18 protein-coding genes are annotated in these 13,154 nt (G+C 36.6%); 17 read left to right on the top strand and 1 reads right to left on the bottom strand.

The genetic code is table 11. The annotated features are described in order from the left end of the window. Positions 1-21: 21 nt before the first annotated feature. The 17 genes from CNR22_16385 to CNR22_16305 all read left to right on the top strand — a co-directional run bounded on the left by CNR22_16385 (position 22) and on the right by CNR22_16305 (position 11,736). Positions 22-1,161, top strand: coding sequence for a hypothetical protein (locus CNR22_16385; protein ID PBQ33285.1), 1,140 nt, complete (start codon positions 22-24; stop codon positions 1,159-1,161). Between the two features lie 167 nt (positions 1,162-1,328). Beyond that, complete coding sequence (locus tag CNR22_16380; GenBank protein ID PBQ33284.1) at positions 1,329-1,610, top strand: plasmid maintenance system killer family protein; 282 nt, start codon at positions 1,329-1,331, stop codon at positions 1,608-1,610. 11 nt (positions 1,611-1,621) lie between these two features. Continuing rightward, a complete protein-coding gene (higA, locus tag CNR22_16375; GenBank protein ID PBQ33283.1) occupies positions 1,622-1,921 on the top strand; it encodes an addiction module antidote protein, HigA family in 300 nt (99 codons plus the stop codon). A 186-nt stretch (positions 1,922-2,107) separates the two neighbouring features. Continuing rightward, positions 2,108-2,572, top strand: a complete 465-nt coding sequence (locus tag CNR22_16370; GenBank protein ID PBQ33282.1) for a hypothetical protein — start codon at positions 2,108-2,110, stop codon at positions 2,570-2,572. Positions 2,573-2,741: 169 nt separating this feature from the next. Beyond that, positions 2,742-3,164, top strand: coding sequence for a hypothetical protein (locus CNR22_16365; protein ID PBQ33281.1), 423 nt, complete (start codon positions 2,742-2,744; stop codon positions 3,162-3,164). Between the two features lie 118 nt (positions 3,165-3,282). Next, a complete protein-coding gene (locus tag CNR22_16360; GenBank protein PBQ33280.1) occupies positions 3,283-3,885 on the top strand; it encodes a hypothetical protein in 603 nt (200 codons plus the stop codon). Positions 3,886-4,067: 182 nt separating this feature from the next. Beyond that, positions 4,068-4,670: a hypothetical protein gene (locus CNR22_16355; GenBank protein PBQ33279.1), complete on the top strand. Its 603-nt coding sequence runs from the start codon at positions 4,068-4,070 to the stop codon at positions 4,668-4,670. A 176-nt stretch (positions 4,671-4,846) separates the two neighbouring features. Beyond that, entirely contained in the window at positions 4,847-6,073 is a 1,227-nt protein-coding gene (locus tag CNR22_16350) for a hypothetical protein (protein ID PBQ33278.1), read from the top strand. A 159-nt stretch (positions 6,074-6,232) separates the two neighbouring features. Further along, positions 6,233-6,790 (top strand): hypothetical protein, encoded by a 558-nt coding sequence (locus tag CNR22_16345; protein ID PBQ33277.1) that lies wholly within the window; start codon positions 6,233-6,235, stop codon positions 6,788-6,790. Positions 6,791-6,917: 127 nt separating this feature from the next. After that, positions 6,918-7,703: an AraC family transcriptional regulator gene (locus CNR22_16340; protein ID PBQ33276.1), complete on the top strand. Its 786-nt coding sequence runs from the start codon at positions 6,918-6,920 to the stop codon at positions 7,701-7,703. A gap of 66 nt (positions 7,704-7,769) precedes the next feature. Further along, on the top strand, positions 7,770-8,258 hold the full coding sequence (locus CNR22_16335) for a hypothetical protein (GenBank protein ID PBQ33275.1): 489 nt from the start codon (positions 7,770-7,772) through the stop codon (positions 8,256-8,258). Then, a complete protein-coding gene (locus tag CNR22_16330; protein PBQ33274.1) occupies positions 8,255-8,638 on the top strand; it encodes a hypothetical protein in 384 nt (127 codons plus the stop codon). Before CNR22_16335 ends, CNR22_16330 begins: the two co-directional genes overlap by 4 nt. Positions 8,639-8,728: 90 nt before the next feature. After that, complete coding sequence (locus CNR22_16325; GenBank protein ID PBQ33273.1) at positions 8,729-9,103, top strand: hypothetical protein; 375 nt, start codon at positions 8,729-8,731, stop codon at positions 9,101-9,103. A 16-nt stretch (positions 9,104-9,119) separates the two neighbouring features. Further along, positions 9,120-9,719, top strand: coding sequence for a hypothetical protein (locus CNR22_16320; GenBank protein ID PBQ33272.1), 600 nt, complete (start codon positions 9,120-9,122; stop codon positions 9,717-9,719). Between the two features lie 48 nt (positions 9,720-9,767). After that, entirely contained in the window at positions 9,768-10,028 is a 261-nt protein-coding gene (locus tag CNR22_16315; GenBank protein ID PBQ33271.1) for a hypothetical protein, read from the top strand. Between the two features lie 237 nt (positions 10,029-10,265). Further along, positions 10,266-10,511 carry a hypothetical protein gene (locus tag CNR22_16310; protein ID PBQ33270.1) on the top strand — a complete coding sequence of 82 codons (246 nt, stop codon included), beginning with the start codon at positions 10,266-10,268 and terminating at the stop codon, positions 10,509-10,511. A gap of 7 nt (positions 10,512-10,518) precedes the next feature. Beyond that, the gene (locus tag CNR22_16305) at positions 10,519-11,736 is read left to right on the top strand and encodes a hypothetical protein (protein ID PBQ33269.1); all 1,218 of its coding nucleotides are present in this window, start codon (positions 10,519-10,521) and stop codon (positions 11,734-11,736) included. A 69-nt stretch (positions 11,737-11,805) separates the two neighbouring features. Here the strand turns inward: CNR22_16305 and CNR22_16300 are convergent, their stop codons facing one another. Then, positions 11,806-13,044 (bottom strand): MFS transporter, encoded by a 1,239-nt coding sequence (locus CNR22_16300; GenBank protein PBQ34930.1) that lies wholly within the window; start codon positions 13,042-13,044, stop codon positions 11,806-11,808. Positions 13,045-13,154 lie beyond the last annotated feature (110 nt).

Raw genomic sequence — 13,154 nt, 5'->3', positions numbered from 1 at the left:
AAGTAAAAAATTTTAAAGCTCATGAAAAAAATTACTTTTTTCCTTATAGGTATTATTGCAGGTTTAACTTCCCTGGAGGCTCAGGTAACCTATACCGGCAAACCCATGTATAAAATTGACGTGAAGCGTGGAGGTGTTTTCATCGGATCAATTAAGGTTGAATTGTTTCCCAACATAGCCTACCATCACACCCGTAATTTTGACAGTTTAGTAAGTGTACATTTTTTTGATACAACCGCCTTTCACCGTGTAATTCCGGGATTTATGATTCAGGGTGGGGACCCCAACTCTCGTCATGGGAACGTAAACACCTGGGGACAAGGTCAGCCTAACCAGCCGAATGTAAATGCCGAATTTACAGCCGCTAAGCATGTTCGTGGAACTCTTTCCGCAGCCCGCGATACGGACACCAATTCAGCGAATTCCCAGTTTTTCATTTGCGTTGCGCCTTATGCTTCGCTTAACGGAAACTATTCTGCTTATGGACGTGTAATTTCCGGAATAAATATTGCAGATACGATTGTAAGCGCACCAAGAAATGCAAACGATCGTCCCAATGTGAAGCACGAAATGTTTATCACTGCCATTGGATCTAACGATACGGTTCCAACTAAACCTACTTTGAACACCCCTGCAAACAATGCCGTGAATATTCCTTTTAATGCCCAGCTATTATTAAAATGGGCGGCGAAATCAGATGGCATCATATATACTTTGCAGGTTTCAGAAGATACTAACTTTGTGACTCTACTTAAAACTATTGAGACCGGAAACAATTCCTATTATTTAAATCCGAGTTTACTGCACATGACACAGAAAGTATTCTGGCGCGTGAAAGTCAATAATGGCGGACATACCAGCGACTGGTCGAACACCTGGAAATTTTACACCGCTACAGATGCTGTAGGAATACAACAAGCAAATGCAGATCCGAAAGTTTCTGTTTTTCCAAATCCGAGTCACGATGTTTTTACTTTTAGCGCTTTACAAAAAGGCAATATGCTGGAAATTTTTGACATTACCGGAAAACAAATCTTAGCTAAAGTAATTTCTGAAGAGTCCTACACACTTGATCTTTCAACAAAAGAACGCGGTATTTATGTTTATAAAATCACTTCCGCTGCTAAAGAAACAGGCACTGGTAAACTGATTTTGAAATAACGCTCTTTTAATTAATTACCAAGGATAGCAAATGGCTTTGTGGTGGTAAGCTGGTAGTTATGCGGCATTGTGTAGACGGACAACCGGCCCAAATTTCTCACAAAAATTAAATTTGCAAACATCTCGACAAATACTTACCTTTGACGTTAGTAACGTAAAAACGTAGTATGATTGTTTCATTTGGCGACAAGACAACCCAAAAAATCTGGGACGGTGAATGGGTGAAAGGTTTTTCGAAAGACATTCAAGAAACTATCCGAAGAAAGTTAAGAATGCTCAATAACTCTATCGACATAAAGGATCTAATGATTCCACCTTCGAACAGACTTGAAAAACTCAAAGGCAATCGCAAGGACTTTTATTCGATTCGGGTAAACGATCAATGGCGCTTGATTTTTCAATGGACAAACGGCAATGCATTTAACGTTGAACTAATAGACTATCATTAAAACCCTAGACAATGAAGAAATTGAAAAACATTCACCCTGGTGAAATCTTATTAGAAGAATTTTTGATTCCACTTGAGATTACCGCTTATAGACTTTCAAAAGAAATCTCAATTCCACAGACCCGCATTTCAGAAATTGTCAAAGGTAACAGGCGAATCACTGCGGACACGGCTTTAAGACTTTCAAAATTTTTTGGCAATTCTGCCAAATTCTGGCTTGGACTCCAAGACGACTTTGACATTGAAGACGAAAAGACACATAAACAAAAGGACCTAAACTCAATAAAGCAATACGTTCACAACGCTGCATAACAGCAAATAGGCCTTATGCGGACAGACATTCGGTTGCGCAAAGGCGATCATAGTTTTGCCGCTTCGCGTTTTTATATTTTTTGCCATTGCGTATTTCGGTTTGTTGTATTATTTTAGCTTTACGGCCGACACCCGAACTTGTGACAGTAAAAAATTAGCACAAGGCCATAAGTTAGCAGTAACATTATGATTCGACTGACTTTACTTTTTTTTGTGTTAAGTGAATCCACTTTCGCTCAACTTAACGCATTTGACAGATATGATCCTCCACCAATTGAAGTGAGGAAAACTGCGACCGAAGAAACATATTACTGGTTAAAGACTTGTAGTCAAAAACTTGATTTACCAAAAAATTTAAAGCCCGATTCACTCTATTTTTCTGTAGGAGGTGATACATGGATTCTTATGGACAGTATTTCGAAAACGGCCAACATTAAGAGCGAAAAGGACCTAGTTCAAATTTACAGACGAATTGAAGAGACGACAATTTACAGTTCTAGAATAACTTTCGGACCAAAAGATTGCTACCGTAACATTGACTTCAGTTTTGACAGTAAAGGCAGACTAAAGTATATTAACATTGTACGACATTGCAATGAGATCTGTCCGGTAAGTTTTTGGTATAAGAATGATTGTACCACTGACAAATAAATACTACTGCCGCTATAGTCAAACCAAAACGGAGACTTCGCTTAATTTTCTATTTTTATATCAAATAAGATAACGACAAATTGGGAACAAACATACTTTTTTACAGTCTGCCTTTAGCGGCAAGTGCTGGAGGCCTTCTTTTAAACAAAACATTTCGATAGTCAATAAAATGTGGAGCAAAATACTATACGGACTTCTGATAATTTTTATTTTAGTGGCTTGCGGCTCAAAAAATCAAACCTCAGAAAACAAAACGCTAACCTCCGACAATCATACAACTGGTTTAATTGGCGAATGGACTATTAATAGCAGATATGGATTGCTTTGTAATGCTTGTCCGATAATAAATTTCAACAATAATAATACGGCAGTTCTAAAATTTCCAAATAACAGAACAGAAAATTACAGATGGCAGATTACGCTAGACACATTGACTCTTATTAGTAATTCATTCACTCCAACAAGTTCGACTATTCCTTACTTTATGAACTTTAAATACCAAATGACATACAAACCAGAAAAAAATTTTTTAGAATTAAAGCTTACCCATATAAAAGAAAAAACTTATTTGCTTAGATGCTGGCATAAATGAAACTGCATAACATAGCAGGAACCCATAAAAAGAAAATGCAATAAACGATTTAAAAAAAACGGTATACATCCAACAAAGATTTAGTATTTTCATATCCTTAATATTACCCAAATACAAAATGAAAAAATTTCTAGTTCTTGTAGTGTCATTCCTCTGTACGCTCAGTCATGCGCAAAAAAACGTTGGCCTTGTATACGGCGATTTCAATAGCCTTAGCGATCAGACAAGCATCGCGGTTAAAATAGATTTTGATAGTCTTAAAGTTGCTGGTTACGGCAATGAAAACGAATTTGTAGCGAAGATGAAACAAAGGTTTGAGGAAAACAAAAAAGGCGGCGGTGCAAAATGGGAAGCGAACTGGACTGAAAAAAGAACATTTTGGTTTGAAAGAAGATTTAAAACGCTCTTCTATAAATATACCGAACTGGATTCTTTAGCAACATACTATTGCTTTATAGTGCGTCCAACGAAGCTGCATGCTGGTTTCGATACAGATGACGAAACTCCCAGTGCATTTCTTAGTGGTGAAGTGTATTTGATCAGGATTGCAGAACCAAATAAAATACTGGCAAAACTATTCTTCCGGAATATGAGGGGTGAAGGGGTTGTAGCCGATCCTACCGGCGGTCTTCGTATTGGTGATACTTTTGCAGTTGCTGGAAAACAGGTGGGCAAGTTTGTGAAAAGTTCGATTCGAAAAAATAAAAAAACAAAAAGATAGATTTTTTGTCCCATAAATTTTGAAGTTTTTCGCAATCATGCACTTGACGAAATTTCTTTGTAAACTCCTATCAATTTTATTTATTTTCCTATTTTTACGTAAAGCATTATGTGCAAAATTGTGATAAATGTATTTTTTCACAGCCGCCCTTAGGTACTACAAATCATTAAATAAATAACGCCATGAAAAAGTGTAAACTTAATTTTTCGACCGCGCTAGTGGTATTGATTCTAATGGGTTGTGGAGATTCTCTGCAGAATTCCCACCAAAAAAATAACATGGATACAGTTTCCAACCCAACTTTAGAAAAAAAGACTGATATAATCCCGCAAAAAATAACTCCTTGTCTTTGGGTAGACAAAGATGCAAAAGCAGTAACAGATTATTACCTTTCTATTTTCAAAGATGGCAAACTGAAAGACTATCACCAATTTAAGAATCCCCCAGAGGCAGGAGGGCAGACATTTGAAACGGCGAATATAGAAATTGCCGGTATAGAATTCAGTATTTTGGCTGCAGGTCCATTGTTCAAATTTAGTGAAGCCATCTCGTTTGTTGTTAATTGTAAAGACCAGGCAGAAGTAGATTATTATTGGGATGCTTTGACCGCAAACGGTGGAGAGGAAGGTTCTTGTGGGTGGTGTAAAGACAAATATGGTTTATCGTGGCAGGTTGTTCCAGTAGAATATTTCAACCTTATTAATAGCAGTGATCCTAATGTGAGAGAAAAGGCAATGACAAATACATTTAAACAAAAAAAATTAATACTCTCAGAACTTAAATGATCTGGAAATCTTAAGGGGGAAATTATTTTGGTGAAGGGGGAAATAAATAAAGCAGTTAAAATAGCTGTAGAAAACCTTAAACAGATCTACCGGTAAATTGCTACTTGCGCTAATGTTGGTCTGACGTGCAGAGATCTTTTTATTTTTAGCATGTGTTTTAAAAATCCCTTAACACAATGCGATTTTGTATTTCTGTCGGTAAATACTATCTTGATCAGGCTTTACACAAATTAAGCAAGTCCCTTTCTCATCATTCATTAAACACCAAAACGATGTTAAACAAAAAGGAACAAAACCTCGGAGCTGTCATCAGCTTTTTTGCTATTACTTTGTTGCTGGCATTTCTCACCTTTGCCTCAGCTGGTTTCGACGACGAATTAGTTCTATTGTCTGCTTTCGCAAGTATATTAACCGGGACATTCTGTCTTTGTTTTTTCGTTGTCAGAAGTCTCCGGAAAAAAAATAAAACATCAGAAATTGACTACCTAAATATTGGAACACAAAGAAATATCCTTGGACTCTTTATGATCTTTTACGGAATTCCCAAGCTCTTTGGTACTTTTTTTGATTACCAGTTATTTGCTTTGGACTCCAGATTAACTGACGTTTCTGAGTTTGAACTAGCCTGGTATTATTTTGGAAAAAACAAGTGGCAAGAACTTTTTGCAGGCATCATGGAATTTATACCAGGCGTATTACTTCTTCACAGAAGAACCTATTACCTGGCCTCGCTTATATTACTTCCGGTTACTGCACAGGTTTTTATTCTCAATTTATTTTTTAAAATTGGAGGAGTTACTTTTCCTGCCGCTACAGTTTTGCTAGCGTGCAACGCTTACCTGGTTTACAGTCAGAAAGAACGTATCCTGCAATTTTTCAGGTCACTCAATTTTTCACCAGGCATTCAGTTAAGTTCTAACACCAGGGTGATAATTAAAACATCAAAATGGTCGGTGATTGTTTTAGCCGTTTTAATTCTCTTAGTCAATGTAAAACAAAACTTTTTCAAAACAGAATACCAACGCAAATATGCCGGTCTTGTTGGTGTTTACACACTTGAAAAAATGAGGAAAAATGGTGTCATTCACAAGCCCTCAAACGACAGTGTTTATTACAAAGATCTTTATATTGAGAAACAAAGCAGGTGGAATGTTTTAAGAAGATTCAACGACAAAACCGATGCCTTTATAGTGGGACTTAGTCCCAAAAACGATTCACTAACTATTTACATCAACAAAGGTGGAGCCGGCGATGAAAAAGACATCATTGATAGTCTATCCGTTTTAAAAGGCACTTATAAGTTAAACCGTGAAATCCTCCATATAAAAGGAATACAAAATAACGACACACTTGAGCTGCACTATAAAAAAAGAAATATCCTGGCTAAAAAATGGTTTTGGTAGTTTATTAAAACTAACGTTTCATTTGTAAAATTTAATTAAGTTCTAAAACTAATTCCTTTTAGGAAAATAAATTGTACTTGTATTTGCTTTTACTAAAAGCGTTTTCTACCTTCAAGCCTCTTAAACAGTACCCAAACCCATAGTTAGCCCCTACTAAGCATGGCCACACTCGCGATAACACTTCAAGCCAGGATAAAACCTGTTTTTAAATTTGGTTTTATTCTTCAGTTGTTACTCCTTTTTAGTACTGTTTCCGCTCTCATGTATCTTGCGATCACTTTTTCTACTAGTACTCTACTTGTTGGCCTTTTAATCTCCGCATTTTTTTTCGCCGCACTTTTCGTTTCAAAGCGGTATTTCGAAAAATTTCTTTTTACCGAAAAGATCATTGTCAGTTATAGCAAGATCACCATTGTGCATAAGAGTTTTTTTAATGAAGTTAAGCATGAGTTCTTATTGCGTGATGTTTACACTATAGGGTTTTTAGAAATTAAAGATTCTAAAATTATCGAGAATCCAAAAAAAGAACCGATTATTCTTGTGAAAAACGCATGCATTGAGCTAGAAACAGAGAACAAAATTTTCAGGTTTGGAAAAAATGCTTCTTCACAGGAAACGGACGAGGTCGTTAAAAAAATTGAAGACCACCTTGGAAGGACTTTCAATAAGAGACCTAAGGAAACATCTTCTTTAAAATATGCATCCTCACTAGTGTAAAAAAATCTCTAACAGATTTTCAGATGCTGCAAAACTTTTGTAAGCGCATAAAATAATTTCCATCAGACAACGATTCTTTTCAAATTACTTTTAACTTTCTACCTTGAAGTATTACTTCCTTTAAATTATGGGGATACAAAGTTTTATTAAAACACACCATCTTGACCTTTATGTAAAGGATGTTATTGTGCTGGAAGAGCAGGTTCTGCAAACTAAAAAAACACTCCTGCCTTTCTTTGCAGATGGCTACCCAGGAATTGTTTTCTTAAAAACGAAAAAGGGGGCCTGTCTTTTTCCGAAAAATAAAAAGCTCAGTGATTTTTTTATTTACGGTCAAACGGTTCATCCTATTGAAATAGAAATTGAAGGGTCCTACAAACTTATTATTTTTCAATTATATCCGTTCGCTGTAAAAATTTTGTTTGGAGTAAATCCAAAAGAATTAAATGATGAGTGTTATGATTTGAGCCAGGTGAGTAGCCAAGTAAATGCTATTGCAAAAAAATTAGCGGCGACAACCGATTCCGAGGAACAAAAAAACCAGATCGCCGCATTCCTTTCTGCACGGATAATAGAAAGCCTTGATCATACACAACAGAAAATTCAACTGGCCGTAAATCTTATTTTAAACAGCCAGGGGAAAATTACCATAAAGTCTTTGTGTAATAATCTTCATACTACAGAAAGAACCTTACAAAGACATTTTTTAGCATACATTGGATTGTCACCCAAACAGTTTGCCACCATCATACAATTTCAATCGTCTTTCAATCAACTCTCAGACAAGGCCTTTACGAGTCTTTCTGAGATTGTTTTTGACGGTGGTTATGCAGATCAATCCCATTTTATACGGAGCTTTAAAAAGTTTACCGGCAAAAAACCCTCTGCATTTAAATCCCCGAAAGAAAAGTAATCTTTTGTCGGATTTGTACAATTTTACTTACAAGACTGTCTCTAATTTTGGGTTATAAAAAAAACTATGACTCTTTCAACTACTCTGCTAATTTTTGCCATCCTTTTAACCGGACTAGTGGCTGGATTATTTTATGGCTATGATTGTTCTGTTATTACTGGTTTGGGAAACTTACAGGATAAGGAATACCTGCAGGCTTTTCAATCCATAAACCGGGCCATTTTAAATCCTTATTTTTTTACAAGTTTTATGGGTAGCCTCGTGCTTCTGCCTGTGGCGAGTTATTTTAGTTTTAAAAACGGACCAGGTACTTCTTTTTATTTTCTTCTTTCGGCAACACTCGTCTATATCATTGGAGTAATGGGAATTACTTTATTGGGAAATGTACCCTTAAACACTACGCTTGATCAATTTAATAGTGTTACCGCTTCTGAAAATGACATAAAAATTATGCGCGAAAAATTTGAATCTAGCTGGAACAATTTACATCACTGGCGCACTTTCTCTTCAGTACTTTCCTTCCTTTTATGCATAGTAGCTCTCCTTAAAAAATGAAAGTACTTTTTATACTAAGCTTAGTACTGCTGTTTAGTTGTTCAAAAGAGATTTACCTTTCAGATGGCGCAACCATTTATAGAACAGGCAAAAATAAGCACGGCAAAAAATTACTTGACAAAGAACATTCTCAAATCACTTTTGTAAAATCCTGCCAGGGGTGTCATGGTAAACAAGGAGAGAGAAATAAAAACTGTAGTGTAAAATGGTCAAGCTTAAGCGATCCCAAAAAACACACGGTTCCTTACACAGATTCACTCTTTTATCGCTTTTTAGACAAAGACCTGAAGAGCGATGGAAGTCTTGCCGAAACGGGCGTTCATTGGACTCTATCCGGAGAAGATAAGAAAGAACTACTCGATTACTTGAAAAAACTTTGAGTATTTTTCACATTTGGATAGTGATTGCATTTGTAAAAAAGAGTACTTTAGTAACACAAGAAAAACAAGTTACACTCTTTCGTCAAGCTCATGAAATTTCTTATCGCCTTTTTTATTTTTTCAGTTGGTTTACTTTCCGCACAACCACGACCCATTAACAGAACAGAAGCGCAAGCCAGGAGAATTGTTGATTCGCTTTACACACTTGTAAAAAATGGCAGCGATATTTCTAAACTCGCTTTAACCAACTCTGAAGATCCCGGAACTAATTTCAGAGGAGGAATGCTTTTGAATATCCCATATGGAAGATTAGTACCTGAGTTTGATAACGAAGTAGTGAAACTAGATGCAGGAATGATCTCACAACCTTTTCGCACCATTTACGGCTATCATTTTTTACAAGTGATTGAAAAAACGGCAACCGCTTATACGGTGAGACATATTTTAATTAAGTTCAGAGAATAGCATTTTAATTTTTACAATGGCCAGTTTTAAAGAACTTTACGGTAAACACAAATTACTTGTTCCACTTATTCTACTTTTATTCCTTTGTATTCAGCTGCTTGTGCAATCTTGGCAAGGAATTATTGAATCTGAAGGAAGCTCTTATCTTTTTTCGCTTACAACCCGCCATTATTATGCTTTTGCAGCGGTTTGTATTAATTTTATCATCTACTTCGCGCTTCGTTCGTTTTACAAATACAGTCTTGTAATTACCTTTTTCCTGGCCATTTTTAATTTTATTGATGTGGTTGCCATGCCTGTAAATACAAGCTGGAATGTAGGTTCTATGAACCTGAGTTTTGAGCCTACTTGTTTTTATTTATTCCTTGTTTTTCTTTTTCTAAATGTAGATTTACCCAAAATTTCAAAATCTAAGTCGCAGGAAAAATACAGTTTTAATTACAAAAGAACAAAAACAGAAATTGAGGTAGATAAATATAAAAATCTCTATAAGCATAAAAGTACAGAGCAGCTGGAAAAAATTCTTACAAACGAAACTATCAGAGAAACAGCCAGAGAAGCTTTACAACAAACACTTGCAGAAAGGCAACAGAACGCAAACGAAGCTAGCAAATAATGGACGCTTCAAAAATTTTTCCCGGCTTTATAAAACATATTCAGACATATGTTCCGCTTTCTGCGGCGGATATCACCTACCTTGACTCTGTTGTTGTACGAAACTGATTTGTATTCAGAAGAAGAAAAAATTATTCTCGCCATGACGGAAGAAATCACTTTAATTAATCAGAAAGGTTTGACTGATGAAACTTATGAGAAAGCCATTGTCGTTTTCGAGGCGAATAAAGTGACTGAAATTAGTATGGCCATCATTACAATTAATGCCTGGAACAGAATTGGTGTTTCTACGCAAATGAAACCGATTTAGTAATTTGGGTGTTTCGTAACATGATCTATCCTGCTTCCATAGCGGGATTTTTCTTTTTAGAACCAGTCTAAAAATCATGGATCAGCCATTTTTTGTGATGCTAAAAAACATTTGTACATTTATCCACCGGATGGCAGAAAAATACAAGCTGCCGGAAAACACACAGACCCATAAATACACAAACTTAATACCATGTGGAGACTACTTGAGATAATCGCATTAGCGGGCATCGTTCTGATGTCTATAACCGAATTTTTTTATCCCCTTATTGCGGGAAAACCTTTTTTTGGATCTTTTCGAAAAACAAATAAAACTGTAAACCCTATTACGAAAGAGGAAAAAACACTGGATGAAAAAATGACAAAAGCAAAAGTTCAGGTAGAGGAAATAAAAGAAGTTCAGAAAGAAGTGAATGCTCATTATAAAACTGCAGAACAACTAAAAGAAGAGGCCGATAACTTATTAAATAAACCTAAAGAATAAAAATAAAATGTTCGAAAAATTGAAAATCGCGATTGCAAACCTAAACACAAAAAAAATCCTGATGCTGGGATTTGGCGTTTTGTTTCTAATATTCCTGTTGTTCTCAGGACGCATGGTAGAGAATGTAGATAACTCTGAAATTGTAATTATTCAGAGTGCATTCAGTGGTAAAATTTCCATTTACACAACACCTGGTCCGGCCGCGCAAAATTTTGGAACAGCAACACATTATAAAAAATCTAATCAATTTTGGTTTAGTAATAAACATGATGAAACCAATAAGGAACCAACTCGTGAAGGAGGCTCTGAAGATAATTCCATTAAGATCCGGTTTAATGATGGCGGTCATGGAACTATTTCCGGCTCGGTTCGCTGGTATATGCCACAGGATGACAAGGCAATTCTTAAATTGCACACAGACTTTGGCTCCCAGTTAGCAATTGAACAACAGCTTATCAGACAAGTTGTGACCAAAGCAGTTTATATGACAGGACCTCTAATGTCTTCGAAAGAATCTTCCGCAGAAAAACGTAACGATTTACTTTCTTACATCGAAGATCAATCCATTAATGGTGTTTACAGAACCAAACAAGAAGACATTAAGGTTCATGATGATTTGATGAATACCGATAAAACGATCACAGTGGTAAAAATCGTAGAGCAAAACCATCAGCCTATGCGTCAGGAAGTTTCGGCCATAAAGCAATACAATGTTAGCCTGCAGGGACTTGCGCTCAACGCTATTGATTATGATGAAGAGGTAGAAAAACAAATCAAGGTACAACAACAAGCTTACATGCAAGTGCAAACAGCTATTGCGAATTCTAAAAAAGCAGAGCAGGATGCTATTACTACTGAGTTGCAAGGGAAAGCTGCGGCAGCTAAAGCTAAATGGGAACAGGAAGTAATTAAAGCGCAAGCTATCACGCAAGCACAACAGCAAAAAGAAGTAGCTGAACTTGAAGCACAAACCGCCATTCTTGAGGCTCAAAAAGTAAAAACGGATGCAGATGCACAATCCTATGCTAACTCACGGCTGGTTTCAGCAGGTTTAACGCCCCAGGAACGCGCTCAATATGAAAAGGAAACAAAAATAGGTGTGGCGGAAGCTCTTTCCAAAATCGTTTTGCCTTCTACTTATATGAATGGTGGAAATAATAAAGACGCTTCTTTGCTGGAAAGCATTTTAGGAGTGAAATTACTTAACTCGGATAAAACCAAATAGTCTAAAACCATCTTCTGTAAAAAAAAGGGATTCTATAAAAGAATCCCTTTTTTTTTACTGGCATATTTGTTAAGCTGCTTCTTTCGCTTTTAACTCCCGGGCTTTAATCATTTGGCTCACGCGGTACACAAAAACCATACACAACAAAAACACACCCACCATCATGTAACCAAGAATATCAAAATTCTGAAGCGGACTGATTGGACTAGGACGCAGCACTACAAACCCTGCAATGATAGCGCCAAAACCACCTGCCATTTGTTGCAGGGAGGAATTGATGCTCATGTAAGCTCCTCTGTCGTACATCTCTGGTATCGCTGAGTTCAAGGCCACTGAAGGAACCATTCGTCCCATAATACCCATAAACATAATTACATTTACAAGGATGACAGTCCATAGCGGCACTGGCGCAAGATTTGTGTAAACCAGTACCATTATCGCAGCCACAAGCGTACCAATAGAAAACAATTTAAATTTATCAATAGAGTCGCTTAATCTTCCAATTAAAGGCATGATAATTATAGAGGCAATTCCTGTATACAAAAATATCATAGGCAGATCATCCTGTGCTATATGAATATTGTTTACAAGGAAAGCTGTACTGAAAGGCATGATCATAAAACCACCCATGGATAATAAAGCCGTGGCAAGAAATCCTATTCTGTAATCTCTTTTTCTAACGGTATGCCACAAGTGCTCAAAAGCATTTTTATCCTGCTGAATTTTTAAATGTTCGTTGATAGGTTTGAGCTTGGCAACAACAGCGGCTCCAATAACAAAAGCGAGGGCAACTACCATAAAAAAAGTGGATTGCCAGCCCCAGTGAGTTGCTAATTTTAACCCGATAGGAACACCAAGTACCTGACTTGCGGCAAAACCCATCTGTACAAAGCCCATTACCCTACCCCGTTGATTAATAACAAAAACATCGGTAATGATCGCCATTCCAATAGAACCAACTACTCCGCCAAAAACACCTGTTAGTATACGTGCCAGTAAAAGTGTTTCATAATTATAGGCAAGCCCACAGAAAAAGGTTCCTGCTATAAACCCTATATAAAAGAACAGCAATAGTTTTTTACGATCGAATTTATCGGCAAAGCCCGCTGCAATGAGCCCGGATACGCCGGCACTAAGGGCGTAAGCAGACACCACAGAGCCAAACTGGGCATCGGTAATTTTTAAAGTCTTCATCAAAATATCACCGAGCGGCGATAAAATCATAAAGTCGAGAATAATAGTAAACTGTATTAAGGCCAGTATCACCAAAACAAATACCTGGTAAGATGTAAACTTATCTACCTGCATTTTGCCTTTTTTCTTTTTTTTATCTGCTTCTATACTTTGTTCTTCCATGTATTTATTTTTAAACTGGTTTTTGTTTACTAATCCTTATATAAACTTTGCTGTGCCCCAGC

It is taken from the genome of Sphingobacteriaceae bacterium, from assembly GCA_002319075.1.
Taxonomy (GTDB): Bacteria; Bacteroidota; Bacteroidia; order B-17B0; family Aurantibacillaceae; genus Aurantibacillus.
The sequence above is the reverse complement of the archived record's forward strand: the minus strand, read 5'-3'. Positions and strand labels throughout refer to the sequence as shown.